Source organism: Stenomitos rutilans (genome assembly GCF_059505485.1).
The window spans coordinates 24,897-51,583 of the sequence record NZ_JCACKR010000098.1 but is presented as its reverse complement, the minus strand read 5'-3'; the positions used below and the strand labels follow the sequence as shown (position 1 = coordinate 51,583).

Below are 26,687 nucleotides of genomic sequence, written 5' to 3'. Positions count from 1 at the left end.
GTCAAACGTTTGAGAGTCTCCCCGGCAAAGCCGGGGGCTTACCCGATTTAGTTAGCGGCTGCTTACCATTAGGATTTCCCGCAGCTCGACGAAGTGCAGATTCGTCAAATAAGAACCAAGCCTCCTGCATACGAACAGGAATAACGCAAACAACTGGTGGCACAAGTTTTGTTTGAGCGGCTTCCGACACAACACTGTGGATCTCTGCAACCCGCTTCTCAAGAAGTTCTCTTTCGGCATCACGATGTACAAATAAATTTGACTTGCCTACTCCGTTAGTGCCCGCAACACAGGTAAAAGGTCCGAAACGGATATCGACATCAACAAGGTTTTTGAAGCCGGAAACTTTCAACCGAGTGAGCATGATGTTTCTTTCGGGCTTAAAGCGAATACATACAACTTTACTGTCCCAAGTAGGCTTCTAGCACCTGGGCGTTGGTTTGAATTTCGGTGGGCGTACCAACAGCGAGGTTGCGTCCTTCGGCAAGTACCCAAACTCGATCGCACAGAGACATAATCACATCCATGTTGTGCTCAATGATGAGAAAGGTGAGTCCCCCGCGGTTCCAGGCGAGGATGCGATCGCAAATCTGGTTAATCAAGGTGGGGTTCACGCCAGCGGCAGGTTCATCCAGCAAAATCAGCTTGGGTTGGCTCATCAGCGCTCGTCCCATTTCCAACAATTTGCGCTGACCACCCGATAAGGCACCCGCGTATTCATGAGCCATATGCACCAGCCCGATCGACTCCAGGATAGTCATGGCACGATCGCGCTGCTCACGTTCTTCCGCCGCAATTTGCTTCTGCTTAAACCAGGTGAGCCAAAAATTTTCGCCCGTTTGATGTTGGGTTGCCAGCAACATGTTTTCCAGCACAGACAGGCGGGAAAGAACGCGTGCCACTTGAAAGGTGCGGATCATGCCTTGTTGAGCAATCTGGTGCGATTGCAGTTGGTGAATGGGTTCGCCATCAAACAGCACCCGTCCTCGATCGGCGTGGATGAAGTTGGCAAGCAGGTTAAATAGTGTTGTTTTACCAGCACCATTGGGGCCAATGAGTCCTGTAATGCTGCCTTTAGCCACATCGATCGACACCTCATCGACCGCTACCAGTCCGCCAAAACTTTTGATCAACCCACTCGCAGCCAGCAGTGGCAGTTGCAGCTTAGCAGGACGATCGATCTCCTCCACATCCGCCAAAATATCGGCCAGATCTTCGCTGTCAGGATGGGTGACGTGGTCTAGAGGGTCTACGGCATGGGATTCATCGACCAAGAGACAGTTCCTCCTTTTTGCCTAAAATGCCTTGCGGACGTGCCATCATCAGCACAATCAGCAGCAGGCCGATAATCATAATCCGAAAGGCACCCGCTCTGCCCTCGTCGAGCTGCGGCGGAATGATTGGGACGATCGCGTGGAGTGCAGGCGCGATCGCAGGCAGCAAAAACCGTGTGACCGAGTTGTACGCCCAAAAAATCGCGGCTCCTAGCAGGGTGCCAGCGTTATTGCCAGCCCCGCCCAGCACGACGATCGTCCAGGCTTGAAAGGTAATTAAGGGAATGAACGCATCGGGATTAATAAAGCTCAACTGCCAGGCGTAGAATCCCCCCGCAATGCCCGCGATCGCGCCACCCAACATCAGCGATTGCAGCTTATACCAGAAGACGTTTTTACCAAGCGCTTTCGCCACATCTTCATCTTCACGAATGGCCTTTAAGACTCTACCCCAGGGCGATCGTACCAGCGCCTCCAACCGCCAGTAGACCAGCGCCAGCACCGTCACCAGCACCAGCATTAGTCCCGCTTTATAAGAATAGTTGTAAAGAGAAACGGCACCAGCCCAGTAGAGCAGCAGCCCCAAAAGGGCAGACGCAATCCCCAGGGTTAGTTTACCGATTTGCCCTGGTTGGGTGCCCTCACGAGTGTCCTGTTGCCCAAGACGATCGATCCGCTTCCACGTCCAGCGCCACAATTGCCAGCCAGCCAACGCAAAAATGACCGTCCAGATGCCAATCATGCCAATTTTGCTGATCAACGTTGGTCGGGTTAGAGTCTCCAGTGGTAGAGGATAGCTGTAAAGGCCGCGTGCACCCTGCGTCAGCCATTCCTCGTTGAGGGCAACCAGGCGAATGACCTCCGATACGCCGATGGTAACGATCGCCAAATAATCTTCCCGCAACCGCAGTGTGGAGAGTCCAATCAGCAAGCCCAAACTAGCCGACAGTAAAGCTCCAACCAATACTGCCACTATGAGCGGCACGCCCTTCAGACTCAACAGCACCGTCGCATAGGCCCCTACCGTCATAAAGGCAATGTGCCCAAAATTAATCAGCCCGGTGAAGCCCCACTGCAAATTTAAGCCCAGACTAAACAGGGCAAAGGTTCCCGTGAAAATGATGAGTGAAACCAGATAACCGGGTGTAAAAAACAGCAGAATGCCGCTGAAATCGAGCATAAGCACTGTGATTAAAGGACAAGTCGATCGTCATCCTACCAGGCAAGTTGAACCGATAGCGACACATTTTATACGAGCAGCAGGGGGTGGGAGTGGGGAGTAGGGAGTAGGGAAAATTTAAAATACACCTCTCTCCTCTCTCTTCCAACTCAAAACTCATAACTCATAACTTTTTCACCCCTCATCCCTCCCTTTGTTATTTCTTTCCAAAACCTAACACTCCTGGTCTCATGCCCGGATACACTGAGCAGTGACGAACGTTAAGAGGCGTGAACCCTGCTATGGATGCTGCTGCACTCTGGCAACGTTACCAAGACTGGCTTTATTATCACGAAGGTTTAGGACTGTATGTGGATGTCAGCCGGATGCGGTTTGACGATGCCTTTGTGGCGACCATGCAGCCCAAGTTTGAGCAAGCTTTCAAAGACATGGCGGCATTGGAAGGAGGCGCGATCGCCAACCCAGATGAAAACCGGATGGTGGGGCACTACTGGCTGCGTGACCCTGATCTGGCACCCACACCAGCCCTCAAGCAGGAAATCAGCGAGGCGCTCGATCAGCTAGAAGCCTTTGCCAGCAAAATTCATGCGGGTGAGCTTCGACCACCCCAGGCGACGAAATTCACGGATATTCTCTCGATCGGCATTGGCGGATCGGCATTGGGGCCAGAATTTGTTGCCGCCGCGCTCGCACCTGTCGCTCCACCGCTGGCGATTCACTTTTTTGACAACACTGATCCAGATGGCTTTGACCATGTCTTTGCTCAGTTGGGCGATCGGCTCAACAGCACCCTGGTGGTGGTGATCACCAAATCTGGCGGCACACCCGAAACCCGCAACGGCATGATCGAGGCCAAAAAAGCCTTTGCCGACAAGGGCCTGGATTTTGCCCGACAAGCCGTTGCCATCACCATGCCCGATAGCAAGATGGATCAATTGGCGCGATCTGAAGGTTGGCTGGCAACCTTTCCCATGTTTGACTGGGTGGGTGGGCGCACCTCAGAACTATCGGCGGTGGGACTACTCGACGCGGTACTGCAAGGCATCGACATCCGCAGCATGCTGGCAGGTGCCAAAGAGATGGACGCGGCTACTCGCGCTCCTCAGTTGAAGACAAATCCGGCGGCGTTGCTGGCCCTAGCCTGGTATTTTGCAGGCAACGGCAAGGGCGAAAAAGATATGGTGGTGCTGCCCTACAAAGACAGCCTGCTGCTCTTTAGCCGCTACCTTCAGCAGTTAGTCATGGAGTCGTTAGGCAAAGAAACCGATCTGGACGGCAAGACAGTCTATCAAGGCATCGCTGTTTACGGCAATAAAGGCTCAACCGACCAACACGCCTACGTTCAGCAATTGCGCGAAGGCGTACCAAACTTCTTTTTGACCTTTATTGAAGTGCTGAAAGATCGGGACAGCTCCTCGGCTGAAGTCGAACCTGGCGTGACGGCTGGAGATTATCTCTCTGGGCTACTCCAGGGCACGCGGCAGGCACTTTATGAAAATCAACGCGATTCCATCACCGTCACCCTGCCTGAAGTGACCCCAAGGCACATCGGAGCCTTAATCGCGCTCTATGAAAGGGCGGTAGGGTTCTATGGTTTTCTGGTCAACATCAACGCCTACCATCAACCAGGTGTCGAAGCAGGTAAGAAGGCTGCTGCCGCTATTTTAGATCTGCAAACGAAAGTCGTTGACGCATTGAAGCAGGAAGGTACAGCGCTGTCTCTCACAGCTTTAGCTGAAACCGTTGGTGCACCTGATCAAGCTGAGACGATTTACAAGATAGTACGACACTTGTCTGCGAATCAGCGTGGTGTTTTGCTGGAAGGCAATTCAGGTGATCTCTCTAGCGTGAAGGCAAGGTTGGAATAACCTAGTAGTCTGTCAGGAATGAAAGAGGGGAGTGGCAGTGGATGGGTGAATGAGTTGGCGGGAACGATTACCCATTCACAACACTGCTTACAGTCAGGGGATCCCCTATGAGTAGATGGGTGGATGCGTTGTCGGCAACTTATCCACTCATTTACCCCTCTACCCCTCCACTTAAAGCTGACACTCCACTCACTGCAAGGGCAGAACCATTAGGCAATTGCCCCCAAAGGCAACCCCACTATGGACGATCGCTCCGCACTGATCCACAGAACCTTTGAAAGCCGCTATATTTTAACTTTGACCCCGCAACTCTTTAATTTTTTAAAATCGCTCATCACAAGGCTTAGACAACGCTAGCAGCTTCTGTATGCCTCTCACAATCCTTGTTGCTGATGATGACTTGGGAACGCGGCTGTCGATCGGGGATTACCTGAAAGCGATCGGCTACCTGGTTGTCTCGGCTGAAAACGGTCAGGAAGCGCTCAAGCGGGTGGAAGAATATCAGCCGCATCTTGTGATCACCGACATCACCATGCCGCAGATGGACGGCTACGAGTTGGTCAGTCGCATTCGCCAACACCCTAACTTACGGCTGTTGCCTGTTGTGTTTCTTACAGCGCGTAATGATACCCAAGAGCGCATTCGAGGTTACCAGGCAGGCTGCGATGTCTACCTATCTAAACCCTTTGAGCTGCAAGAGTTAGGGGCAGTGGTGCGAAATCTGCTGGAACGGCTGCAAATTCTTGAACGGGAGTGGCGCTTTGCCAGAGGTGATGCCAGTCGTTTCAATGATGCGAACCAGACAGAACCCGTGCGATCGCCATTAACCGCTAGTGAAGACAAGCAGGCAGCAGCACAAAACGCGGCTGTAGCCGTCGCAGTGGCGGCACTTAACCTGACCCAGCGCGAACGCGAAGTGCTAAAAGTGCTCTCAGACGGACACTCAAATGTCCAAATTGGCGAACATCTGCACCTCAGCCCCCGTACCGTCGAAAAATATGTGAGTAGCCTGCTCCGCAAAACAGATACCAACAATCGAGCCGAACTCGTCCGCTTTGCGATGGAGCATCACTTGGTGAAATGAATGCTGTCAGCAGGGACGTGACATGTCACGTCCTTACTGACGAAACGACCTCAAACGCCCAGCGTCAACGACCAGTTATTCAGCGTTCCTGTGTCGCCCTCGGCAGCATCAACTACACGCAGTTTCCAGCTTCCTTGCGCGGATTGATTGAGGAAGCGTCTAAGTAAGGTGGTGGTTTGCAGGGTGTACGTGGTCTGTAAGCGAGTGCTGCGTCCCAGGTTGCGGCTCTGGAGCAACACGGTTTGATTTGCAGGAGAGGTCAGGCTGATTTGCAGATCACCAAGAAAACTGTGGTCGATCGTCACACTCACTTGAAGTGATCGCACAGTGCCAGCATCCGTAATTTGAATCGTGCTGGTTGCCCCCTGAGGGTTATTGTCAGGGATGGGGAGACTCGTCGTACTCTGTTGCTGAATCTGGCGAGAGGGCGCGATCGCGGTCATCGCCTGTCGTTGAACAGCCGCCTGCACAGCTTTGGCTGCATTTACCTTGCCATAGCCAAACCAATCACTCCGTCCGCCTGCCTCGTAGGTGCCTTTGCGAAAGCCAAACTGGGGATCAGGACTGGGATCCACAATTTTGTCTGCCGTTTGCTGGAGGAGTTGCTTGACCTCTGCTGCCGTCAAGTCAGGGTTGGCGGAAAGCACCAGCGCGGCCACTCCTGCCACTAAAGGACACGCGCTGGATGTTCCACCAAAGTCGATCGCAATATTATCCGCAGAGTAGCCTGCTGCACCCACGCGATCGGTTGTCACAATGCCCAACCCTGGCAGCGCACCTGTTACTTGAGGTGGCGTAAACACGTACCCCGTATCCTGAAGCCCAATACCCGGTGGCGCGTTGTTGCTGGGCGCACAGACTGAAACTTCTGCTCCCCAATTGCTATAAGCCGCTTTTTTATTAAGACTGGTAGACGCTGCAACGGTAATGACATCTGGATGGACTGTAAAGCCCCCTAGCCAAGAGGTTGGACCACTCAGCACGTTGTTAGGCCAGCCGCGTTCATCAACTGTGCCATTGGTAGGGCGGTTTGCATTGCCAGCAGCGAAGACTATCACACAACCCTTGCCGTTGCGTCCCGCGGTAGCAGCCTGCGTCAGCGCGGCCCGTTGGCGCAAGGAAAGCGGAAAATACACAGAGGCTGGCCCCCAGCTACAGGAAATGACCGCTGCACCTTTCGTAACGGCCCAACCAAACAAATCCTCGATCGTCTGATCATCCAAAAAGCCTGTAGTGCGAATGGGCATGAGGGCACAACCAGGAGCCACGCCGATCGCGCCTACCCCGTTCTCTTCGGCAGTGGCAACCCCTGCACAAGAGGTGCCATGATTATCATCTGGATCGCCCGGTAACGGCAAAAAATCATTCTCTTTAAAGTCGCGGGGGGCAACAATTTTGCCAATGCCCTGAAAATCTGGATGCGTTAAATCGACCGAATCATCCATGATGGCGATCGTCACCGAGCGAATACCCCGCGTCAGATCCCACGCTTGCTCAGCCGAAACGTGAGAATTGAGTGCTAGATTCGGGCCGCCGTTGTGATTCAGATGCCATTGTTTGGGATAGATCGGGTCACGGGGACGATAGTGAGGTTGGGTACGTACAACAATATTTGGTTCAGCCGTCAGCACCTCCGATCGCTGCATCAAGCGATTCGCAATTTTGAGCGGATTTTCTTGTGCGCTGGCCGTCGTCGCGAACACAAACGTATTGGGTACACCTGTAAGCGGCTTGACCTGCTGTAGCCCCATTGAGGCAGTGATTTCAGCGATCGTCTCTGCCGTCACCGCAGGCGCAAACTGAATCGTAATCTGATCAGTCAAATAAATCCGCGAGCCTGGATCATCCTTCAGTTGATACACATGACTGGCATAATTGACCTCGTTGGCCTCCCGCATTTGCTGCATCACCGCGTCACGCTGCGCTGGATCAACTACAATTTCGGTGAGTTTGGCAGGTGAACGTTCCGTACTGAGAGTTGCAGGCAAAGGATTGACCAATTGCGCGATCGCGGCTTTATCTGTTGCATTCACCGTAAAGCGATCGTCTACCTTTTCAAGCAACAGCTCTTCACCACCACGCTGCAACACCTTACTGATGCTTGACTCAGGCATCCCCGCGCCCTGAAATCCCGGTTGCGTCGCACTGGTTGGCGTTTGGTCAGTCATCGAAACACCTCATTGAGAAGAAGGGAATGGGGAGTGAGGAGCGAGAAGTTTTGAGTTTTGAGTGACGAGTTTTGAGTTGGAAGAGAGAGGTGAGAGGTGTAAGAGTTTTGAATTTTCCCTACTCCCCACTCTCTCTGCTTCCCCTGCCCCCTCTGCCTCCCCTGCCCCCTCTGCCTTCTGTCCACCCGTCGCCCAACACTACTCAAGCGTAGAGTCACTCCGCAATGGTAATATACCTTCAGTTTTGGTAGAGTTGTGTTTCTTCTGTTTTCTGCAATTTTAAAGCTAGAGCTGTCTCATGGAATCCTTTGGAACTCTTCGTCTCCTCCGCACCGCAGGGATTGTTTCCCTGTCACTCCTGACGGCTTCTGTGCTGCTGAAGCCTGCAAATGGTTTTGCTCAAACCTTGCCAGCAAGCCCCAACCGGGCACAACCGATCGACCCCAACGATCCAAACGTTCTGAAACCCACTGACCAGGATGCAGGGCTGCTCAGCCAGCAGGGCGGCAAGCGCTTGATGGACGAAGCCGATAAGGCCGTCTCTGCCCAGAATTACCCAACAGCGATTAAGAAGCTTCAAGAAGCGCGTCAAGTGTTCAACCAGTTGTCTAACTTCTATCAAGACCTGGCAGGCAGTTTCTCTGGTATTGATAACCGCATCGCTGATACCCAACGGCGCAAGGCGCTCGAAGCGGCGGAAATGCGTGACCAGGCGACTTATCAATTGGCACTGGTGCATCGTGCCCAGAATCAGTCTGAACTCGCCGTGCCGCTACTGGTGCAAATTATCCGAAGCCAACAGCCCACTCGAAGCTTAGGACAAAAAGCCTATCAGCAGTTGCTTGAGCTAGGCTTTGTGGATGCGCCGTATCCTCGTCCACGCGCAGATGCACCCAGTGCAGCACCTCGCTAAAAGGGATGTTTGCCCTTTCCTGAAAGTAGCGCTACCGAGCATGAGCGTTGGGATGGGTGGCAGGCGATCGCGCCCGTGAGCCTCGGTCAATAGAGTCATGAGGCTCTGGTTGAAGCTGAACGCTAAACTAGAGTGAGGAACGTAAGCAGTGATCAAGGAGCGCCCATGATTAGCCCCGACCAGGTTGAAGCCATGATCAAGGCAGACTTGCCCGATGCTCAGGTGCAGGTGTTGACCAATGATGGTGAGCATTACGAAGTCATCGTAGTATCGTCGCAATTTGATGGCAAACGCTTGGTGCAGCAACATCAATTAGTAAACAAGGCCGTCCAGCAGTATTTGCTCAGTGGGGCTATTCATGCGATGGCGATCAAAACTTACACCCCTCACGATTGGGCGATCGCCAGTCAAGCCGTTTGAAGGGTGACAGTGATCGATTCGTGTTGATTTCGTCCTTTTGTACACATCTCATCTATCAAAACTATGACTCCCGAAACCCAAGAGCGCCTCGAAACGCTGATCAACCAAAACAAAATCATGGTCTTCATGAAAGGCAACAAGCTCATGCCTCAATGCGGCTTTTCAAATAACGTTGTGCAAATTCTGAATACGCTGGGCGTGCCCTTTGAAACCGTCGATGTTCTTGCCGATTCTGATATCCGCCAGGGCATTAAAGAATACTCTAGTTGGCCCACCATTCCCCAGGTCTATATTGATGGGCAATTTGTCGGTGGTTCCGATATTTTGATCGAGCTTTACCAAAAAGGCGAACTACAAGAAATGGTCGAAGTTGCAATGGCTTCATAGCATTTGATTTGCAACGCTTTCATGCAGAGCAAGAAATTTGAATCAACACAAAAGGTTGGGTCAGCTTTGATCCAGCCTTTTGTGTCTGCGAGTTTGTAAATCTCAACTTAATCTACCGGGTATTGACTCCAGGGCTATTTCATTCTGCTGGTAGAACGCTGGTAACGGATGGCAAACGGATGAAACAGATGTCTTCATGCGCTATTCACAGATCATTTCTCCGCTTAAGCCGCTACAAATCCGTTGCCAATTAATACGCGCTCACTAGAATGAAACAGCCCTGCTACTGACTCTCGTATAGTGATGCCTTGAGAGCCATGACTTCTTCGAATATGGAGCTGTTAGGCTTAAAAAACCTTTGGGAATCATGGATATATCTAAGCTGAGTTGAAGGCTCACCACATATGTCTAAGGGTTCCGTCCAATTTGTTTTTGTCATCTTAATTCTTTTGGTTTGGATACCACTAGCTCTAAAAACTGGGCTACCCAGAATCTCTGTCGTATTCGCGGGTCTACTAGTTGGTGGTTGCGCTTCATTATTAGCCAGCATTTTCAACTGGAATTGGTTTTTTGATGAGAAACCTGCTTGATCGTTTGTTAAGATGCTTGGACGTAAAGGAGCTAGAATTTTTTACTTCATCTTTGGAAGCTTTACTACATCCATTGGTGTTTGGATTGTCATTAGCCCCATGTCATTTTTGATTTATTCGCTTTATTTTTGGATGAAGTTAACTCATCAAATCAAATAGTCATCGTAGGATGAGCTGGTAAAAGCGTAACGTCTGCTGTCACTATTGCGACAGCTTCAGCTAGCCATGATGAAACAGAAACCTCCATTCCGGTTCGATCGCTTTATCCACCTGTATATTGGTGGATTCGTGCTGCTGATGTTTGGGTGGACGTATGGCAAATGGAAATTTCTTTCGACGCTCTATGCTTCTGAGTTCTATCCTGCTATCAAACAAGCTTCTGATCATGGATGCTTAATCGGTTATGCAAAAACGATCAAAGTAATTGATTATAGTCAGAATGCTGCCGTGATTTGGTTTAAGGACAAGAGTGGAAATACCTGGTTCGGCAAACCCTGGCGATCGCTCAAGTACCCTAATTGGCAGTTTGTAAAAATCAGTTCTGAGAAGATAGAAGGCTCTTCAGGTAAATACTGTGATGTTGAAATCATCAATAGTCAAACAGGCGGCTCTGCTGACGGACACTTTTGGTATAACTAAGGGCTTCAAGTTAAGCTTCTTGAGCTTGTAAGGGCGATCGCTCAATTCTTAATTCCCGTCGTAGCGATACCGCGAATAAATTGACGCTGACCCAGCAGAAAGAGCAGCATTACTGGCACAGTGGCAATCACAACCGCTGCCATCAACAATGACCAGTTATTCGTAAACTGCTCCTGAAAAGATGCCAGAGCAAGCTGAACGGTGCGGAGTTCTGGTCGTGTGGTAAACACCAGCGGCTTAAACAGATCGTTCCATTCGCCAATAAAGGTAAACAGAAAGAGGGTAATCAATGCTGGACGCGCCAGCGGTAGCATAATGCGCCAGAGAATCTGGAAGCGGGTTGCGCCATCGATCGCGGCAGCTTCTTCCAGTTCCACCGGGATCGTTTGAAAGTACTGTCGCAGCAGAAAAATGCCAAAGCCGTTGGCGATCGTCGGCAAGATCAACGCACCATAGGTATTGATCAGATGTCCCCACTTCAACACCAGAAAAATGGGAATCACCAACATCTGAAACGGAATCACCAGCGTGGCTAGAATGAGCAACAAAAGTGCCTGCTTGCCGCGAAAGGAGAATCGTGCCAGAGCGTATCCGGCTAGCGCGGAGGTCAGAATCTGCCCACCCGTGACTAGCAGCGCCACCAGCGTCGAATTGGCAAAGGCCAGCAGAAAGTCGCCTTGAAGCCATGCCTGTTGGTAGTTCTGCCACGTCCAATTAGAATCATGCCCTGTTTGTGCATTCATTGGGACAAACGAGGTCACAGCCACAATGCCTAGTGGCAACAGCACTACAACCGCACCTGCTACCAGTAAAGCCAGAGTTGCGATCGCCGATACATCATCTACCCTCTTCACAGGCACCACCGACAGTTGCTGATTATTCTTTTGGGGCATGATCTACCACAGTCAACGTAAGCACGTTTTCTTCAGGAGAGAAGACGATTGACAAAAGGAGCAGGAGGGGAACAAGCAAGACTGTTCTAAGAACAGTGGCATTGGGCAATCTTTTATCGTGCCCTTTGCCTCAGCCTAAGACCTAAAGGCATGTAGCAAGGATTCTACCGTATGCTTTCTACAAGCGGGAACCGAATCTTGGGTCAATTGGTCGATCCCCTACAGGAAAGAGCTAAAGTGATATAGGCACGAATCTAACCGTTTCGTCGCATTGCATCAAATTTCTTACCTTAATCGTCCCAACGCCGAGCAGTATCGGCTGCATTTTTGAGGAGACAATCGACCTATGCCGCAGCTTGAGGCTAGTGCAGCAATTGATTTTTACAGTGAACCTTACAAAGACGCTTACAGCCGCATCAACGCGATCGTGATCGAAGGCGAACAGGAAGCCAACGAAAACTACATCCGGCTTGCTGAATTACTTCCAGATTACAGTGAGCAATTGCTGAGTCTGGCAAAAATGGAGCATCGCCACAAGAAAGGCTTTGAAGCCTGTGGACGCAACCTTAAGGTGACGCCTGATTTGGAGTTTGCCCGCGAGTTCTTCTCCAAACTGCATGAAAACTTTCAGATTGCTGCGGCTCAAAGCAACATCGTGACCTGCCTGTTGATTCAGTCACTCATTATTGAATGCTTTGCGATCGCCGCCTACAACATCTACATTCCCGTCGCGGATGACTTTGCTCGTAAAATTACGGAAGGGGTCGTCAAGGACGAGTATAGCCACCTTAACTTTGGCGAAGAGTGGTTAAAAGCCAATTTCGAAACCGCCAAAGCTGAGCTAGAAACGGCAAACCGTCAGAACTTACCTTTGGTCTGGCAAATGTTGAACCAGGTAGAAAATGACGCTCAGGTTCTTGGCATGGAGAAAGAGTCGCTCATCGAAGATTTTATGATTCAATACGGCGAAGCATTAGAAAATATTGGCTTCAGTACACGTGAGATCATGCGCATGTCTGCCCTGGGTCTTTCCGCCGCGTAACAGTGCCTTAAGCGGTAGCCTGATCGGATTGTCTTCATTGCCCGTGTCCAGCCAAACGTACTTGGAAACTCTCTGTTCATGCACGTTTAGCCGTACCAAGCACTGCTGCCAGCCAAGCTCACGATGGTTCCAACCTCAAGCAATATCAGGAGTTGACGGCGATCGCTGCCAGCTCCTCTTAGTGCAGGCAATTGCTAGAAAGCTAAATATTTCAGCACTAACATCCAATTTGCGCTCAAATTGGTATTTTTGGGCACTATCTATCAGTACTCTTTGAAGTTTGCTCATCAATAAAGCCGTTTTCATCAAAATTCTCTAAGTTTTGCAGAGTCGTTCATGTTTGGTTTAATTGGTCATCTCACGAGTCTAGAACACGCTCAAGCCGTTGCCAAAGAATTGGGGTACCCAGAGTACGCCGATCAAGGGCTTGATTTTTGGTGCAGTGCCCCGCCGCAAATTGTTGATACGATCAAAGTCACGAGCATTACAGGCCAGACGATCGAAGGTCGCTACGTCGAATCTTGCTTTCTCCCTGAAATGTTGGCGGCCCGCCGCATCAAAGCTGCCACGCGCAAAATTATTAACGCGATGGCACACGCGCAAAAACACGGCATTAACATTACAGCGTTGGGCGGATTCTCCTCAATTATCTTTGAAAACTTCAACTTGCAGCAGATTCGGCAAGTCCGGAACGTCATGCTGGAGTTTGAGCGCTTTACAACGGGGAATACGCACACAGCCTATATCATCTGCCGTCAGGTTGAGCAGGCATCACAGGCGCTGGGGATTAACCTCTCTACAGCTACCGTTGCGGTCTGTGGTGCAACAGGCGATATTGGGAGCGCCGTCTGCCGCTGGCTCAACGCTCGTACTGATGTGGCTGAGCTCTTGCTTATTGCCCGTAACCAGGAGCGTCTGCAAGAACTACAGGATGAACTCGGTCGCGGCAAAATTCTCGATCTGCAAGAAGCATTGCCACAGGCAGATGTTATTGTCTGGGTTGCCAGTATGCCCAAAGGGGTGGAGATTGATCCAGCCACCTTAAAACAGCCGTGTTTACTCATCGATGGCGGCTACCCCAAAAACCTAGCAACCAAAGTGCAGCGATCGGGCATTCATGTCCTCAATGGTGGCATTGTCGAGCATTCTCTTGATATTGACTGGCGCATCATGAAGATTGTCAACATGGATATTCCAGCCCGCCAGCTTTTTGCCTGTTTTGCCGAATCCATGCTGCTCGAATTTGAAAAGTGGCATACAAATTTCTCTTGGGGAAGAAACCACATTACGGTAGAAAAAATGGAGCAAATTGGCGAAGTTTCCGTCAAGCATGGCTTTAGACCATTGCTGGTTTAAAGCCATGCTCACCCTTTAAAGCTCTTCTTTAGTCAGTTAAGACGTGTTTCACCCTTGCCCAGTTTAGAACCGTTCAAGGATTAACTGCGATAAAGCGTTTTCATGACTCTAGTATTTGAACGATTGCTCAGGTGCCTTGCTTGACTTAGAAGAGCAAATAGAGAAGCCATCATCAACATGACTGGATTAGCGATAGCTAGTGGCTCCTTAGAGTCGCTAATTTTATCTTGCGAGTAAAACCTACCGCTTTGAATGCAGACCTTGGAGCCACTAGCACCACTACGAAAAGCGGCTCAAGCGCTTGTGTAAAAGCAATTTCCGAGGTTGCCCCAAAAACCAGCACTGCCAAAAGGAACTCTCTTGCTGCGTCTGATAACCAGCTTTAGCGTACAGTTGTCTAGCTTGATGGTTATCTTCCAAAACATGCAAATAAAGATCCTCAAAGCCTAAATCTAGTGCCACACGTTCACAGGCATGCAAAAGCTTCTGCGCCACACCTTGCCGACGGACATCTAACCGCACAGCCAAGTTTGAAAGGTAAGGATAGGGAAGGCTATGAAATTGGAACGGGTTTGTTGAACGAAGAGAAATTTCAACCGTTCCTGCTAAATCTGGCTTATCACGCGACGGCACAAACACAAACGCAACCAGACAAACATAGTTCGATGGTAAGGACGATCGCAGGCGGTAGCGCAGATCTTCATACACACCCAAGCGAAGAATTGGTAGAAACCAACGCATCATGCCAGCGCGAGGGTAAAAGCTATCAGCAAGAACCTCAACAAGTTCCGCCAGATCATTCACTTGTGCAGGGCGGACAGAGATGTGTAACGGGTTAAAAGACACTCCGTAAGAGGGCTGATTAAGCACAAACGTAACTCGACAATCGTAAAACCGAAGGCATTACCTTCGCACTGCAGTCAAGTGAGAAGCACAAGGCATCGAAACGCCTATCATTTGAGACCGTATAGCATGCTCTTCTACGATACACGTGACACTTGATACCTTTGTTCAAGGTATCAAGTGTCACGTGTATCAACGCTGAATTCAATGTGGCTCCAAAACCGCAAACAATTCAGCGTGAATCACTTACCAATGCGGGGCGGTTCCCGAAAGGCGATCGCAAAGAAGAGAACGCCGATCGCCAATGTCAAAATCAAAATGTAAGCAACGCTTTCCATCGAAAATCTCCCAACCATTTACTAAGAGTTAGCGGCCATTCAACCAGAAAAGGGGCGTACAACTGTTGCCAACTATCAGCCATGCTAACGTTCAGCAGATGAGTTGCACGGCCCCTTTAGAAAAGTCACACCAAAGGCTCAGACAGCTTCTTTACGGCGAGTGGACTTATCACCCACCTTCTGGAAGAAGCCCCACTCGACCTGCTCCTCAGAGAGATCCGGATCAACACCTGCAAACACATCCCGGAAGATGGTACGAGTGCCGTGCCAAATATGACCGAAGAAGAAGAGGAGAGCAAAGACCGCATGGCCGAAGGTGAACCAACCACGTGGGCTTGTGCGGAACACCCCATCAGAATTAAGGGTTTCGCGATCAAACTCAAACGGTTCACCCAACTGATTCGCGCGCGCATAACGCTTCACTGTTGCTGGATCCTTGAACGTTTGACCATCCAGTTCGCCACCGTAGAAGCTTACCGTCACGCCATTCTGTTCAAAACTGTACTTCGACTCTGCCTTTCGGAATGGAATGTCTGCCCGGACAATGCCATCCTTATCAGTCAAGACAACCGGGAAGTTCTCAAAGAAGTTGGGTAGGCGGCGAACTGACAGTTCTCGACCTTCGCCATCTTTGAACACTGGATGTCCCAACCAGGTTTGAGCAATACCGTCACCCTTGTTCATCTGGCCTGTACGGAACAACCCCCCTTTTGCAGGGCTGTTACCGACATAGTCGTAAAACGCTAGCTTCTCAGGGATGCCTGAATAGGCATCTGACAAACTGGCACCGCTAGCCAAACTGGTCTGAACACGGCGCTCAATTTCTTGTTTGAAGAACTGACTATCCCACTGATACCGGGTTGGGCCAAACAGTTCGATCGGGGTAGTTGCACTACCAAACCACATCGTACCAGCCACAATAAAGGCCGCAAAAAACACGGCTGCAATACTGCTGGACAAAACCGTTTCAATATTTCCCATCCGCAACGCTTTGTACAATCGCTCCGGTGGGCGGACACTGAGATGGAACAGCCCCGCGATAATACCCACAATTCCCGCTGCAATGTGGTGTGCGACCACCCCACCAGGATTAAAGGGATTGAATCCTGCTGGCCCCCATTCAGGCGCTACAGGCTGAACGCTGCCAGTCAAACCATATGGATCTGAGACCCACATGCCAGGGCCAAACAAACCAGTAAGGTGGAAGGCACCAAAGCCAAAGCACAGTAGACCGGACAGGAACAAATGAATGCCAAACATCTTTGGCAAATCCAGCGCTGGTTCACCAGTACGAGGATCTCTAAAAAGTTCCAAATCCCAGTAGACCCAATGCCAGCAAGCCGCCAAAAACAACAGACCCGAAAGAATGATGTGGGCAGCCGCGACACCCTCAAAAGACCAGAAACCGGGGTTAACACCCGTTTCGCCAGTGATGCTCCAGCCGCTCCAGGAACCAGTAACACCCAGACGCGCCATAAACGGCAAGACAAACATCCCCTGCCGCCAGATCGGATTTAAGACTGGATCACTAGGGTCAAAGATTGCCAATTCATAAAGCGCCATCGATCCCGCCCATCCTGCTACAAGCGCAGTGTGCATTAGATGTGTCGCAATCAGCCGTCCGGGATCATTGATAAGGACAGTATGTACTCGATACCAGGGTAGTCCCATTGACTACGCTCCTCCTTGTGAATAGCTCTAGTTCAACGTATTCCTAAACATTTTATTAAAGCGCCGGACATTGGTAAATGTACCAGGTCTGAGGCTACTTCAACCTCGCACTCCCCAATCTGGTCTTTAGTTTGGCCTTCTAACAAAGCCGAATCGCAAGCTACCAGCTAGGTTTACGAAAATGAAAGCGTATAAAGAAGTGTAACCAGTGTCCGAACCGATTGCAAGCAATCAAGAGCCTCTAAGTAAAGTTGCGAGGAAAGCGAACGAATTCTTGTAAACTTATGTAACGTCATAGTAGTTGACGATCACAAGTCAAATCATGAGAACAGTTGCGTCACTACTTAGCAAGAGCCAACCCGCTAAAACAGGCTTTTCTTCTCAAAAAAGATTGTAGGCACAGCTTTTAAGCAACTTAGAGATAAGTTTCTCCTGCTTGACTTCTCAGCAGGTGCGAGAATCAAATAGATGCAAAATATGGGCGATCGCCGAACGAAACTAGCCGTTCACCACGCAGTTGCTCTCACAAAGGAATCGTTGATGACCACTATTAAGTTTTTAAAAGAAGATCGAGAAATCGTCGTAGCTGATGGCGCAAACTTGAGACTCAAAGCCATCGAAAATCGCATCGACATCTATACTCTGGTGGGGAAAATGACCAACTGCGGAGGTTATGGTCAATGTGGAACTTGCATCGTTGAAGTGGTCGATGGCATGGAAAACCTCTCTCCTCCAACTGAAACAGAAGAAAGAAAACTGAAAAAGAAACCCAGTACTTACCGTTTGGCATGCCAAACCCTAGTAAACGGTGCCGTAACGATCAAAACCAAGCCTTCTAAGTAGGGTTGATGTGGTATTGGCAACTTCAAATAGCCCTGAATGAGTAAAGATTGGTGCAAAATGGCAACCTATAGAAAGCAGCAACAGAACTTAACAAATGTTCACTTTCTATGAGGCGAACTCGCAATGGTATTCTAAGGTGTATTGAAGCAGCGCTAGTTAATTAGGCAAGTCTTATGCAAGTCAACGATCTTGGGTTTATTGCAAGCATCCTTTTTGTGTTGGTTCCATCTGTATTTCTGCTTATCCTTTACATTCAGACGGCAAGCAGCAATGCCAACAAAGATTCTTAAGAGAGTAGTTCAGTATGGTTGATACGTTGAGGCGCTAGAGGCATTTGCCTCTAGCGCTTTTAGAGATCGAAGTCGTGAGTTTCTTTCCAATGTCACCCAGGGCTTTCCATGTTCCAAAGCGACCTATTAGTCAAGGGTAATGACATTCCGTGCGATCGTCCTCATAATACTCGCTGTAGAGAAGACGGTCAGGAGCAAAAACAAGCGCTTCCAGCAGATGCGTTCTAATCAAGAGACTCAGTCGTATTGGGTGGATCCAAGCGGGTAAAAACTGATGTAACGTCTCCATCTGGTAGGTCTTGAAATTTAGTCAGCAACGATCGCAGTTTCATCCGGTGAATATAGGGCCAGCCTCCAGACGCTTCAATATCCTTCAGCAGACTATATAGCCCTTGACGGCTATCAGGCAAAGATTCTTGAAACAGGCTGTCGCGAATCTCCTGATGTAAGCCTTCCAAGGTTCTCAGTAGTGAAAGTAGCGCTAGATTATTGCCCTCTCGGCTGTGAGCCAAGCTCCAAACGGCATCACTAACAGCCTTTAGCTTCGATTCAAATTCCAGTTGCTCTGCATCAAATCGATCGTGATTGCTCTTTAAGCTCATGCAATAGATACCTGTGAAGACCGTCAGACCATTTAGCTAAACAATTAACTTAAGTTTGGCTCCTAGCACACTTAAGCGCATTGGCGAAAAGCCATCCTGCAACATCATGCCTTTTACTTGGCACAACTGTCATGATCAACGCCAATTTTGTTGTGCAAGTCAAAGTAAAGGCTACATTGCCATGTAAAATGCAGGATGAAACCTTTGTTAAATCATTCCGGGGACATGAGAACTTAGTCAAGTGTAGGCATGGTTCAATTTGTCTCTTCGAGAATTGAGCGTTGTCTCAGGCGGTTAACGTCTGAGTTTCAGTTGAGTGCGCCTACTCATTGTCCTTTTTATTTAAGGGCCACTCCTAACTATCTCAATTCGTGAAGACCATTGAAACCCGGCTCTGGATTGCAGTGGCAAAAAAATATTTACGTCGATATTATTGAGGTTTTCATGAGGTACCGCGCTCTAACCGTTGCACTTCTGGCACTTTGCTTCAGCTTACTGACTGTTTTTTCTACAAGCCCAGCCCTTGCGAAGGAAGCCTTGACCTACGACCAAATTCGAGGAACAGGTCTGGCAAACAATTGCCCTCAATTGGAGGAAACGTCTCGTGGGTCGATTCCACTCGATTCTTCTAAGTCTTACTCTTTAACCTCTCTTTGCTTGCAGCCCACTAGCTTTTTGGTGAAAGAAGAATCTGCAAACAAGCGACAAAAGGCAGAGTTTGTCTCTGCCAAACTAATGACCCGCTACACGTCCTCGATCGAGTCGGTAGAGGGCAAGCTAAACGTCAATTCTGACGGCAGTCTCACCTTCGTTGAGCAAGATGGTATTGATTTTCAAGCAGTCACTGTTCAGCTTCCTGGTGGTGAGCGCGTGCCGTTCCTCTTTACGATTAAGAGCCTGGTTGCTACAACCCAACCTGGCTCAAGCAGCATCAGCACGTCAACTGATTTTGAAGGGACCTTTAAAGTGCCTTCCTACCGCACCTCAAACTTTCTTGACCCCAAAGGTCGTGGCTTAACCGCGGGTTACGATAATGCAGTTGCACTTCCAGGGCAAGCAGACGATGAGGAGTTAGCCAAGGAAAACACCAAGCGCTTTCAGCTTGACAAAGGTCAGATTTCGTTGCAGGTAGCCAAAGTGGACAACGTGACAGGCGAAATTGCTGGCACGTTTGAAAGCGAGCAGCCTTCGGAAACTGACATGGGTTCCAAACAGGCCAGTGACGTGAAGATTCGTGGCATTTTCTATGCGCGAGTTGAGCCTGCGGCAGCATAAGTTACTGTAACCAAACCTGCGATACTTCTAGGTAAAGGTGCTGGTCAGTTTTTGGAACCTTCACAAACCTCCACGCTTAGCAATCGCCCAGTGCGATCGTGGTTTTGAAGGCTGAAAGATAGGTCACTGATCGACTGACAGAGTTCCTAAGAGGTTGATTGCTGCGTTGTTCGCCAGCCCGTGATTAAAATCCGGGCTAACGGCATCAAACCCGCTAAGGCGAGTTGCACAACTCTTCCAGTCCTCTACCCTTCGGGAAGGCAACACTTACAGAGGACTTCATTCGATTAGCCCGCACTTCCAGTGCAGAGTAGGCAAGCGATCGTTGAAAGATCTGTCAGTCAACCGGGGCGATTAGACTTTATTTCTCACCATACATGGCATCTAAATTAGTTTGAGGGGGCGTAATGCCCCCTTTTTTGTGCTTTCATTGTTTCACCAAAGGTCTTCTATACCCGTTAATGCAACGACTTTCAGTTGCTATCCTCAGTCGGATTTCTCTTTCCATCACTGTCAAGATTCATTTAGATACTGATTTAGATATTCACTCGTTACTCAGGTATTTAGCAACCATTAGTTTTTGCTTCCGCGCATGTCCGTAGAGTTAATGGGGTCTATAATACGTTTCTGAAGGAGTTATCCAATCGTCTTAAAGCTTACTGGGGAAAATGTACTCTCCAACCATGAGTGGAAACTCGTCTTTTAATGAGGTTAGTCTTGCTTCCAGATCAGTAAAAATGCCGTTGTGCTTGAGCTACAGAAACGAATAGGGTTGATTTGCAACGGTAGGACATTAGCACAGAGCTGAGGTTACATCGAAAGCGCTGAATTTAACTGAATGCTGAATTTGACCCAGTATTAGTACTGCTTGATGCAAAGCATTGTTCCTTCTAGCCGAGTTGCCAGTCACTTAAAACACACTCTGCCCTCAAAGCGTGTTTTGTTCAGCTTGCCCTGCTGAGCGTCGATCGAGGCTGCGTTTGAATCGTCCTGATGTCACTTGCTCTACCGACTGAAATTCGTCATGCTTACGACAGCTAACTGTGAATTGAAAAGCGAGAGCTTGCAACTGCTGCGAGCCTATCAACAATCGCCATGTCTACAGGTTCGTAATCAATTAGTTGAGCTTAATTTTGGGTTAGTCAGAAAAGAAGCACACCACTGGCTGCATCAGTGTACTGAGTGCTACGAAGATTTGCTTCAGGTTGGTTCGATCGGCTTAATCCGCGCGATCGAACGCTTCGACCTCTCCAAAGGGCACGCCTTTAGTTCGTTTGCCATTCCTTACATTCGGGGCGAAATTCAGCACTATCTGCGCGACAAAAGCCCGTCTGTGCGCATTCCTCGCCGCTGGCAAGCACTTGAGCGTCAAGCGGCTTCAGCCGTGCGTGATTTGCAAGTTAAGCTTAAGCGCCAGCCGCTGGATTCAGAAATCGCAGCCGCGATCGACATCGAGTTGGCAGAGTGGCAAGAAATTAAGTTGGCCTGCCGCAATCGGTCTCTGCTCAGCTTAGATGCGCCGATTCGCGAAGAAGAAGACGGAGCCTCATCGCTGGGTGATTTGGTGCCAGATACCCAGTATCGCAGCTTTCAGCTAGCGCAAGAAGACCAGCTTCGATTGCAACAGTCATTGGTGCAATTGGAAAATCGGACTCGTGAAATTTTGGAGTTTGTTTTTCTTCACGACTTAACCCAAAAAGAGACGGCTGATCGCCTTGGAATCAGCGCTGTAACCGTTTCACGTCGAGTTAAAAAAGGTTTAGAGTCGCTTCAGAAGTTGATGGTCGGGTCGGACGACTAAAGCGTCAGGGTTATGAGATCAGTCGCTGGGCTACGGATGGCGGCAGTGTTTTATGGAGCCTGTCGCCGTTTCATAAAAACAGGCTCACATTCTTTAGTTTAAGGATACAGACGTTTGAGCATACACCAGCGCCGATGCTAAGGTGCTTGTGGGAGGGTAAACCAAAAGGCTGCACCGTCTCCAGGGGCGCTAACAGCACCAATTTGTCCTCCGTGGGCCGTGATGATTTGACGGCAGAGATAAAGCCCCAAGCCAATACCCGTTGAACGGCGGGCACGGGGGCCGCGAGCATAGCGTTCAAAGAGAGAATCGCACTCGTCAGGAGTCATGCCGACACCATCGTCCTGAACGTTGCAGCGAATCAAGTCATCCTCAATGGTGGCCGTTATCGTGAGATGCAGTCCTGGTGGATTGTGTTTGAGGGCATTGGTAAGAAGGTTTTCAAAGACGCGCCGTATAAGAGCTGGATCAGCCGTTACAGGCGGTAGGTCGAGGGATACTTGATTGATTAACGTTGCCTGGTTTTCCACTAGCAGAGGGTCAAGGTCGTCTGCGATCGTCTGCACCAGATGATGCAGTGATAGCTTCTCGCAGTGTAGATGAATACCCCATGCTTCGCTAGAGTGGGCTTCTAAGAGGGAATTGATCATACTGAGCTGGCGATCGCTGCTTTGTACCATGCGTTCTAAGACAGAGCGAGAGAGCGTGACCGCATCACCTGCCTTCTGCTCTAGGTTTTTGAGCACCATCATCGTACCCATGATGGGTGTGCGCAGATCATGAGACACTGCATTCAAGAAGTCGTCTTTGGTTTGACTCAGTTCTTGAAGTTCCTGCATGTTTTGTTGTAGTTGAGCCGTGCGTTCCTGTACCTGCTGTTCCAGACTAGCCGCCAGCGTTTGCACTTGCTGGTACAGTTCGGCTTGCTGAACGGCGATCGCGACTTGCACCGCCAGTTGCTCTAATAGCTGAATCTCAAAGGTCGTCCAGTGGCGCGGCTGGTCGCACTGATTGGCAACCAGGACACCGAAGAAGTCATCGCCCAGGATGATGGGAACGCCAATGCTGGCTTTGATGTGGCAGCGCGTGTAGTAATTGGACAACAAGGGTGGCAGTTTAGCACTGGTTGTATCGTCAATGGCCTGCACTTGCCCTTGAGCAAAGAGCGCCCGAATTTCACGTAGATACAGGTCATCCACAATCCAGGTGAGGATTGACCCCCACTCTGGGGCGGCAGACTCTGCAACGATTTTGCCCTGCCATGCCGCATCGATTTGACCGATAAAGACTCGATCGACCTTCAAGAATTGTCGAACTTCCGCGACGGTCGTCGTGAGAATTTGATCCAGGTTAAGCGATCTTCGGATACGCAGAGCAATTAACCCCAGAAGGCGATCGCGCTCGGCATTGGCTTGGAGTTGGGCAATTGATCGCTTACGTTGCGTGATATCTCGCACGATGGCTAAGACTTCATCCTTACCACTAACGACCAGACGGGCTTCGTAATCACGCCATTCATCTCGATTGAGCAGTTGATACTCAAAAATTTGAATCTCACCTGTTTCCAGCGTGCGCTCAATGTAGGTCATTCGCTGCTTAGCGGTTTCAGGCGGCAACACTTCATAAACAGTTTTGCCAATCATATCGCTTGATGAGAGTATCAAATCGTTCTCCTGATCGGCTTTACAGTCTAAGTACACCCCATCGCGGCGAATGCGGAACATCATGTCAGGAATAGCATTGAGAAACGCCAGGTTGCGCTCTTCGGTGATTTGGAGGGCTTCTTCTGTACGTTTGCGATCGGTAATATCGGTAGTAACCGTAAGCACACAGGAAACGCCGTGTAAGCGAACAATTTCTGCTGACATAAGCGCAACGCCGATTTCACCAGACTTGCGGCGAAACTTCATTTCTAAGTCGCGCACTGAGCCAGTTCCCTGGAGGATTTGCAGCATTTTAGTACGGGCCGCTAGATCGACCCAAACGTTCAGATCTGCAATTGTAAGGCCGACGACTTCCTCCTTTTGATAGCCCGTCACCTGTAAAAAGCTATCGTTGACATCAATGACGCGAACGAGAGGGGCAGGCTCTAACGTGGTGAGAACCATTGCTGTAGGGCTACAGCGAAAGACGATGGAAAATTTCTCCTCTGATTCGCGGAGAGCTTGCTCCGATCGCTTCCGCTCGGTGATATCCAGGATGTAGCCTTCGTAATGGGTCAAATCGCCCTGTTCGTCATAGATCAGGCTACAAAAGTCATATACCCAGCGCGCGTCTCCGTCTGCCTTCACAATGCGGTAGTCTTGCTCGATCGCGGTCTGTTTTGCCGCACGGCCTGCGTCAACTTCCGCAGCCACTCTTGCAACATCGTCAGGGTAAATAATATCGCCGTAGAGCAGTCCACCGTCGATAAAATCTTCTGGTTGATAGCCAAACTGCTTGATATTGGCTGAGACATATTCCACTGGAAAGCCAGGTTGCGCTAACCAGCGAAAGACGACAACCGATCCTTCTGCAAAGAGGCGGCGTTCGCGATCGCTGGCTTGCTCTGCCTTTTTGCGGGCTGTGACATCAGTAAGAACAGCCAGGGAGCGAATAATAGTTCCTTCGGCATCTCGTTCGGCGATCGCGGACAGCAGAACGTCCATAAGCTCGCCATTCTGCTTTACAAACTGGTAGGGCACATCGGTACACAAGCCCGTTCTAAAGTAGTCGGGCAGCACAACCGTTTCGGCATAATGACGGGAGGCTGGAGTCATCAGCTCTACAGATTTGCGCCCTAACACGTCGCTGCGTGTGTAGCCCAGTGACGACAACCAATAGTCGCTGACGCTGATCAAACAGCCGTGCTGATCGATCGAGTGGAGCATTACGGGAGTGTTGTTGTAGAGCGATCGGTAGCGATATTCCCGCTCGCGCAACGCTTCTTCTGTGCGCTTACGGTCAGTGATGTCGCGTTCAATGCCCAAGACTTCAGATTCACTGCTAACGACGAGGCGGACTTCATAGGCCCGCAGTTCGCCTTCCTCAGTTTCCCAGGCGTTGGGAAGCTCGTATTCCAGAGTTTGTAGCGCACCAGAATCAAGGGTACGGGCGATCGTCTCCAAACAGCGTTGAGCCAGATCGTCTGGTAAAAACTCTCGCAGATTTGTGCCCACGATCGTTTCACGACTAAACCCATGCGCTGCATCTTCAGGCGTTCCCTTAAAGTCCAGACTATCGCCGTTGCGGTTGACTAGAAAGACGCGATCGGGCAACGCCTGCAAAATCGCCTTATACCAAATTTGAGGGGGCTGGGGGGCTGACTGAGCAAGCGGGGGCAAATAGTTAGCCAGAATGCCCTGAAGCCGCTCAAACGCTGCCTCATCTCGACAGCATTCTCGTATTGCCTGTAGGTCAGCCGTATCAAGCATCATCGCCAATTCCTGCAAGTAACGCTGTCGCTCGTTGCTTCTGGTGTTTCTACCGCGTCGCACTCTCATCTTCCTGGCAAAATTTATCAACAGCCATTTTCATAAGGAAGAATTTAAGCTGCTTACCTCTGAACAATCACATCCCAAGCAACGCTTGGCGTGGAGATGCTTGTTTGCCCCTTCAATGCAACGCTAGAGAAAATAAGCGTGCGTTTAGCCAAAGAGCGGGTATCATCACGGTCAACTTTATGTCTCAGCTCTTTGTCCATTAATGCAACTAAGTGCATAACCCATTCGTCTCCACTGTTAGCAGGAGGAGAAAAGCAAGCGATCGTGCTAACTAAAATCAAGCCTTTTAGGCTAAAAAGTAGAGTTTTTGGCTGAATTTCCTTCCAGGAACCTTCAGTCTTTTTCAAGGTCTGTAAATTTAACGCATCATCAATGTATCTTTGGAGAACTTTCCCATGTCTTATGCCAACGCGTGGAAATCTGGAACAGCCGTTTTGGTTGCTCTTGGTATGACGACGGGAACCGTTGCCCCCCTCTTCATGACGGCTCCTGCCTCAGCGCAAACCACCTTTCCAGATGTACCGTCCAGCTATTGGGCCAGCAGCTTTATTCAAGAGCTTGTAAATCGGCAGATCATCGCTGGCTTTCCAGATGGCTCCTTTCGCCCTGAAGAACCCGTGACTCGTGCGCAGTTTGCCTCGATTATCCGTAAAGCGTTCAATAAAACGCCGATTCGCAACCCTGTTCAGTTCACCGATATTCCGGCTGGCTTCTGGGCTGCCGATGCGATTCAGGCTGCGTATACCACCGGCTTTTTGGCAGGCTATCCTGGCAATACCTTCCGACCTGATGAGAATATTCCTCGCGCTCAAGTCTTGGTGTCGCTGGCAAATGGCTTGAACTACACGGCTAACGGACCTGTAGATAGCGCATTGGGTGTGTACAACGATGCTGCCAGTATTCCTGACTATGCGCGATCGAGCATTGCAGCCGCCACACAAAAGCAAATTGTGGTGAACTATCCCGATGTTAAAACCTTAAACCCTAATCAGACGGCAACCCGTGCTGAAGTGGCGGCGTTTGTTTACCAAGCCCTGGTAAGTGCAGGACAAGCGCCTGCGATTACGTCGCCGTATATTGTTGGCGCGGTGCCTCAAGGTGTCCGCATCCCAGCGGGTACAGCGCTACCTGTGCGCTACGAACGAGCAGACAAGATTCTGCTGGCGAAGAATGAACCGAACCCTGTGCCCGTCACGCTCAAAGTGGCACAAAATATTGTAGATGCTCAAGGAACTGTGTTGATTCCTGCAAACAGCGACGTGGTTGGACAATTGCAAGTGACGCAGGGTGGTGCTCAATTTGTTGCCAGTCAGATTGTGCTGCCAAACGGCACGCAGCTACCTGTGAGCGCCAATTCTGAACTCATTACCAAAACGGAAACAGTGTCGAAGGGCGCTAACGTGGGCAGGATTGTTGCAGGTACGGTGGTGGGAGCTGGAGCGGCGGCTGGCATTGCTGGAGTGACGGGCGATCGCGTTATTAAAGCTGAAGAGGTACTCCCAGGTGCCGCAGTGGGTGCGCTAGCAGGATTCTTCCTTGGCAAAGACAAAGTGGATTTGATTGCCATCAATCCCAACACCGACTTGAACCTGACGCTCACCTCAGATCTGGTCATTCGCTAACGCTATCACGGCGAGTTCTCAAAGCCTGTAAGTTTGTAGACCAAGCAGTACAATGACGGACATGAGACTTGAGACAGAGAGCTGCCTGCTTAGGCATTTCATCTGC

Annotated in this window: 25 protein-coding genes; 14 read left to right on the top strand and 11 right to left on the bottom strand. The window is 50.0% G+C overall.

What is annotated here, in order from left to right; genetic code table 11:
- Position 1: 1 nt before the first annotated feature.
- Genes AC5JLP_RS19520 through AC5JLP_RS19510 form a run of 3 tightly spaced genes read right to left on the bottom strand, consistent with a single transcriptional unit; the run spans position 2 to position 2,454 of the window.
- Complete coding sequence (locus AC5JLP_RS19520; RefSeq protein WP_496069609.1) at positions 2-364, bottom strand: hypothetical protein; 363 nt, start codon at positions 362-364, stop codon at positions 2-4.
- A 37-nt stretch (positions 365-401) separates the two neighbouring features.
- On the bottom strand, positions 402-1,274 hold the full coding sequence (locus tag AC5JLP_RS19515; RefSeq protein WP_496069608.1) for an ABC transporter ATP-binding protein: 873 nt from the start codon (positions 1,272-1,274) through the stop codon (positions 402-404).
- Positions 1,264-2,454 (bottom strand): branched-chain amino acid ABC transporter permease, encoded by a 1,191-nt coding sequence (locus AC5JLP_RS19510; protein ID WP_496069607.1) that lies wholly within the window; start codon positions 2,452-2,454, stop codon positions 1,264-1,266. Before AC5JLP_RS19510 ends, AC5JLP_RS19515 begins: the two co-directional genes overlap by 11 nt.
- A 281-nt stretch (positions 2,455-2,735) precedes the next feature.
- Here AC5JLP_RS19510 and AC5JLP_RS19505 point away from each other — a divergent pair, with 281 nt between their 5' ends.
- The 3 genes from AC5JLP_RS19505 to AC5JLP_RS19495 all read left to right on the top strand — a co-directional run bounded on the left by AC5JLP_RS19505 (position 2,736) and on the right by AC5JLP_RS19495 (position 5,406).
- Complete coding sequence (locus AC5JLP_RS19505) at positions 2,736-4,322, top strand: glucose-6-phosphate isomerase (protein ID WP_496069606.1); 1,587 nt, start codon at positions 2,736-2,738, stop codon at positions 4,320-4,322.
- Between the two features lie 107 nt (positions 4,323-4,429).
- Positions 4,430-4,600 carry a hypothetical protein gene (locus tag AC5JLP_RS19500; RefSeq protein ID WP_496069605.1) on the top strand — a complete coding sequence of 57 codons (171 nt, stop codon included), beginning with the start codon at positions 4,430-4,432 and terminating at the stop codon, positions 4,598-4,600.
- A gap of 89 nt (positions 4,601-4,689) precedes the next feature.
- A complete protein-coding gene (locus tag AC5JLP_RS19495) occupies positions 4,690-5,406 on the top strand; it encodes a response regulator (RefSeq protein WP_496069604.1) in 717 nt (238 codons plus the stop codon).
- 50 nt (positions 5,407-5,456) lie between these two features.
- Here the strand turns inward: AC5JLP_RS19495 and AC5JLP_RS19490 are convergent, their stop codons facing one another.
- A complete protein-coding gene (locus AC5JLP_RS19490; protein WP_496069603.1) occupies positions 5,457-7,574 on the bottom strand; it encodes a S8 family serine peptidase in 2,118 nt (705 codons plus the stop codon).
- Between the two features lie 298 nt (positions 7,575-7,872).
- On the opposite strand from AC5JLP_RS19490, the gene AC5JLP_RS19485 reads away from it, so the two are divergent.
- The 4 genes from AC5JLP_RS19485 to AC5JLP_RS19470 all read left to right on the top strand — a co-directional run bounded on the left by AC5JLP_RS19485 (position 7,873) and on the right by AC5JLP_RS19470 (position 10,523).
- Positions 7,873-8,487 (top strand): hypothetical protein, encoded by a 615-nt coding sequence (locus AC5JLP_RS19485; protein ID WP_496069602.1) that lies wholly within the window; start codon positions 7,873-7,875, stop codon positions 8,485-8,487.
- Positions 8,488-8,652: 165 nt separating this feature from the next.
- Entirely contained in the window at positions 8,653-8,907 is a 255-nt protein-coding gene (locus tag AC5JLP_RS19480; protein ID WP_496069601.1) for a BolA family protein, read from the top strand.
- A gap of 63 nt (positions 8,908-8,970) precedes the next feature.
- Positions 8,971-9,294: a Grx4 family monothiol glutaredoxin gene (grxD, locus tag AC5JLP_RS19475; RefSeq protein WP_496069600.1), complete on the top strand. Its 324-nt coding sequence runs from the start codon at positions 8,971-8,973 to the stop codon at positions 9,292-9,294.
- Between the two features lie 815 nt (positions 9,295-10,109).
- Complete coding sequence (locus AC5JLP_RS19470; RefSeq protein ID WP_496069599.1) at positions 10,110-10,523, top strand: hypothetical protein; 414 nt, start codon at positions 10,110-10,112, stop codon at positions 10,521-10,523.
- Positions 10,524-10,564: 41 nt separating this feature from the next.
- Here AC5JLP_RS19470 and AC5JLP_RS19465 read toward each other — a convergent pair whose 3' ends face one another.
- A complete protein-coding gene (locus AC5JLP_RS19465) occupies positions 10,565-11,416 on the bottom strand; it encodes a carbohydrate ABC transporter permease (RefSeq protein WP_496069598.1) in 852 nt (283 codons plus the stop codon).
- A 346-nt stretch (positions 11,417-11,762) separates the two neighbouring features.
- Between AC5JLP_RS19465 and AC5JLP_RS19460 the strand changes: the two genes are divergently transcribed.
- Positions 11,763-12,458, top strand: a complete 696-nt coding sequence (locus AC5JLP_RS19460) for an aldehyde oxygenase (deformylating) (RefSeq protein ID WP_496069597.1) — start codon at positions 11,763-11,765, stop codon at positions 12,456-12,458.
- A 336-nt stretch (positions 12,459-12,794) separates the two neighbouring features.
- Positions 12,795-13,814 (top strand): long-chain acyl-[acyl-carrier-protein] reductase, encoded by a 1,020-nt coding sequence (locus tag AC5JLP_RS19455; RefSeq protein ID WP_496069596.1) that lies wholly within the window; start codon positions 12,795-12,797, stop codon positions 13,812-13,814.
- A gap of 279 nt (positions 13,815-14,093) precedes the next feature.
- Here the strand turns inward: AC5JLP_RS19455 and AC5JLP_RS19450 are convergent, their stop codons facing one another.
- The 3 genes from AC5JLP_RS19450 to psbB all read right to left on the bottom strand — a co-directional run bounded on the left by AC5JLP_RS19450 (position 14,094) and on the right by psbB (position 16,666).
- Positions 14,094-14,660 carry a GNAT family N-acetyltransferase gene (locus tag AC5JLP_RS19450; protein WP_496069595.1) on the bottom strand — a complete coding sequence of 189 codons (567 nt, stop codon included), beginning with the start codon at positions 14,658-14,660 and terminating at the stop codon, positions 14,094-14,096.
- Positions 14,661-14,899: 239 nt separating this feature from the next.
- Complete coding sequence (locus AC5JLP_RS19445) at positions 14,900-14,995, bottom strand: photosystem II reaction center protein T (RefSeq protein ID WP_106258635.1); 96 nt, start codon at positions 14,993-14,995, stop codon at positions 14,900-14,902.
- Between the two features lie 138 nt (positions 14,996-15,133).
- On the bottom strand, positions 15,134-16,666 hold the full coding sequence (psbB, locus tag AC5JLP_RS19440; RefSeq protein WP_496069594.1) for a photosystem II chlorophyll-binding protein CP47: 1,533 nt from the start codon (positions 16,664-16,666) through the stop codon (positions 15,134-15,136).
- 540 nt (positions 16,667-17,206) lie between these two features.
- Between psbB and AC5JLP_RS19435 the strand changes: the two genes are divergently transcribed.
- Together AC5JLP_RS19435 and psbM are read left to right on the top strand one after the other, a co-directional pair.
- Positions 17,207-17,509 (top strand): 2Fe-2S iron-sulfur cluster-binding protein, encoded by a 303-nt coding sequence (locus AC5JLP_RS19435; RefSeq protein WP_496069593.1) that lies wholly within the window; start codon positions 17,207-17,209, stop codon positions 17,507-17,509.
- A gap of 173 nt (positions 17,510-17,682) precedes the next feature.
- The gene (gene psbM, locus AC5JLP_RS19430) at positions 17,683-17,799 is read left to right on the top strand and encodes a photosystem II reaction center protein PsbM (protein ID WP_496069592.1); all 117 of its coding nucleotides are present in this window, start codon (positions 17,683-17,685) and stop codon (positions 17,797-17,799) included.
- Positions 17,800-18,023: 224 nt separating this feature from the next.
- Here psbM and AC5JLP_RS19425 read toward each other — a convergent pair whose 3' ends face one another.
- The gene (locus tag AC5JLP_RS19425; RefSeq protein ID WP_496069591.1) at positions 18,024-18,401 is read right to left on the bottom strand and encodes a hypothetical protein; all 378 of its coding nucleotides are present in this window, start codon (positions 18,399-18,401) and stop codon (positions 18,024-18,026) included.
- Between the two features lie 444 nt (positions 18,402-18,845).
- On the opposite strand from AC5JLP_RS19425, the gene AC5JLP_RS19420 reads away from it, so the two are divergent.
- Positions 18,846-19,676 carry a photosystem II manganese-stabilizing polypeptide gene (locus AC5JLP_RS19420; RefSeq protein ID WP_496069590.1) on the top strand — a complete coding sequence of 277 codons (831 nt, stop codon included), beginning with the start codon at positions 18,846-18,848 and terminating at the stop codon, positions 19,674-19,676.
- 1,024 nt (positions 19,677-20,700) lie between these two features.
- Positions 20,701-21,477, top strand: a complete 777-nt coding sequence (locus AC5JLP_RS19415) for an RNA polymerase sigma factor SigF (RefSeq protein WP_496069589.1) — start codon at positions 20,701-20,703, stop codon at positions 21,475-21,477.
- Between the two features lie 137 nt (positions 21,478-21,614).
- Here AC5JLP_RS19415 and AC5JLP_RS19410 read toward each other — a convergent pair whose 3' ends face one another.
- A complete protein-coding gene (locus tag AC5JLP_RS19410; RefSeq protein ID WP_496069588.1) occupies positions 21,615-24,953 on the bottom strand; it encodes a PAS domain S-box protein in 3,339 nt (1,112 codons plus the stop codon).
- 59 nt (positions 24,954-25,012) lie between these two features.
- Entirely contained in the window at positions 25,013-25,306 is a 294-nt protein-coding gene (locus AC5JLP_RS19405) for a hypothetical protein (RefSeq protein ID WP_496069587.1), read from the bottom strand.
- A 48-nt stretch (positions 25,307-25,354) separates the two neighbouring features.
- Here AC5JLP_RS19405 and AC5JLP_RS19400 point away from each other — a divergent pair, with 48 nt between their 5' ends.
- Entirely contained in the window at positions 25,355-26,581 is a 1,227-nt protein-coding gene (locus AC5JLP_RS19400; protein ID WP_496069586.1) for an S-layer homology domain-containing protein, read from the top strand.
- Positions 26,582-26,687 lie beyond the last annotated feature (106 nt).

Bases quoted from the DNA above. Each gene is read 5' to 3' on its own strand.
- AC5JLP_RS19520 (WP_496069609.1), bottom strand. From the start codon at position 364: ATGCTCACTCGGTTGAAAGTTTCCGGCTTCAAAAACCTTGTTGATGTC.
- AC5JLP_RS19510 (WP_496069607.1), bottom strand. From the start codon at position 2,454: ATGCTCGATTTCAGCGGCATTCTGCTGTTTTTTACACCCGGTTATCTG.
- AC5JLP_RS19505 (WP_496069606.1), top strand. From the start codon at position 2,736: ATGGATGCTGCTGCACTCTGGCAACGTTACCAAGACTGGCTTTATTAT.
- AC5JLP_RS19500 (WP_496069605.1), top strand. From the start codon at position 4,430: ATGAGTAGATGGGTGGATGCGTTGTCGGCAACTTATCCACTCATTTAC.
- AC5JLP_RS19495 (WP_496069604.1), top strand. From the start codon at position 4,690: ATGCCTCTCACAATCCTTGTTGCTGATGATGACTTGGGAACGCGGCTG.
- AC5JLP_RS19490 (WP_496069603.1), bottom strand. From the start codon at position 7,574: ATGACTGACCAAACGCCAACCAGTGCGACGCAACCGGGATTTCAGGGC.
- AC5JLP_RS19485 (WP_496069602.1), top strand. From the start codon at position 7,873: ATGGAATCCTTTGGAACTCTTCGTCTCCTCCGCACCGCAGGGATTGTT.
- AC5JLP_RS19480 (WP_496069601.1), top strand. From the start codon at position 8,653: ATGATTAGCCCCGACCAGGTTGAAGCCATGATCAAGGCAGACTTGCCC.
- grxD (WP_496069600.1), top strand. From the start codon at position 8,971: ATGACTCCCGAAACCCAAGAGCGCCTCGAAACGCTGATCAACCAAAAC.
- AC5JLP_RS19470 (WP_496069599.1), top strand. From the start codon at position 10,110: ATGATGAAACAGAAACCTCCATTCCGGTTCGATCGCTTTATCCACCTG.
- AC5JLP_RS19465 (WP_496069598.1), bottom strand. From the start codon at position 11,416: ATGCCCCAAAAGAATAATCAGCAACTGTCGGTGGTGCCTGTGAAGAGG.
- AC5JLP_RS19460 (WP_496069597.1), top strand. From the start codon at position 11,763: ATGCCGCAGCTTGAGGCTAGTGCAGCAATTGATTTTTACAGTGAACCT.
- AC5JLP_RS19455 (WP_496069596.1), top strand. From the start codon at position 12,795: ATGTTTGGTTTAATTGGTCATCTCACGAGTCTAGAACACGCTCAAGCC.
- AC5JLP_RS19445 (WP_106258635.1), bottom strand. From the start codon at position 14,995: ATGGAAAGCGTTGCTTACATTTTGATTTTGACATTGGCGATCGGCGTT.
- psbB (WP_496069594.1), bottom strand. From the start codon at position 16,666: ATGGGACTACCCTGGTATCGAGTACATACTGTCCTTATCAATGATCCC.
- AC5JLP_RS19435 (WP_496069593.1), top strand. From the start codon at position 17,207: ATGACCACTATTAAGTTTTTAAAAGAAGATCGAGAAATCGTCGTAGCT.
- psbM (WP_496069592.1), top strand. From the start codon at position 17,683: ATGCAAGTCAACGATCTTGGGTTTATTGCAAGCATCCTTTTTGTGTTG.
- AC5JLP_RS19425 (WP_496069591.1), bottom strand. From the start codon at position 18,401: ATGAGCTTAAAGAGCAATCACGATCGATTTGATGCAGAGCAACTGGAA.
- AC5JLP_RS19420 (WP_496069590.1), top strand. From the start codon at position 18,846: ATGAGGTACCGCGCTCTAACCGTTGCACTTCTGGCACTTTGCTTCAGC.
- AC5JLP_RS19415 (WP_496069589.1), top strand. From the start codon at position 20,701: ATGCTTACGACAGCTAACTGTGAATTGAAAAGCGAGAGCTTGCAACTG.
- AC5JLP_RS19400 (WP_496069586.1), top strand. From the start codon at position 25,355: ATGTCTTATGCCAACGCGTGGAAATCTGGAACAGCCGTTTTGGTTGCT.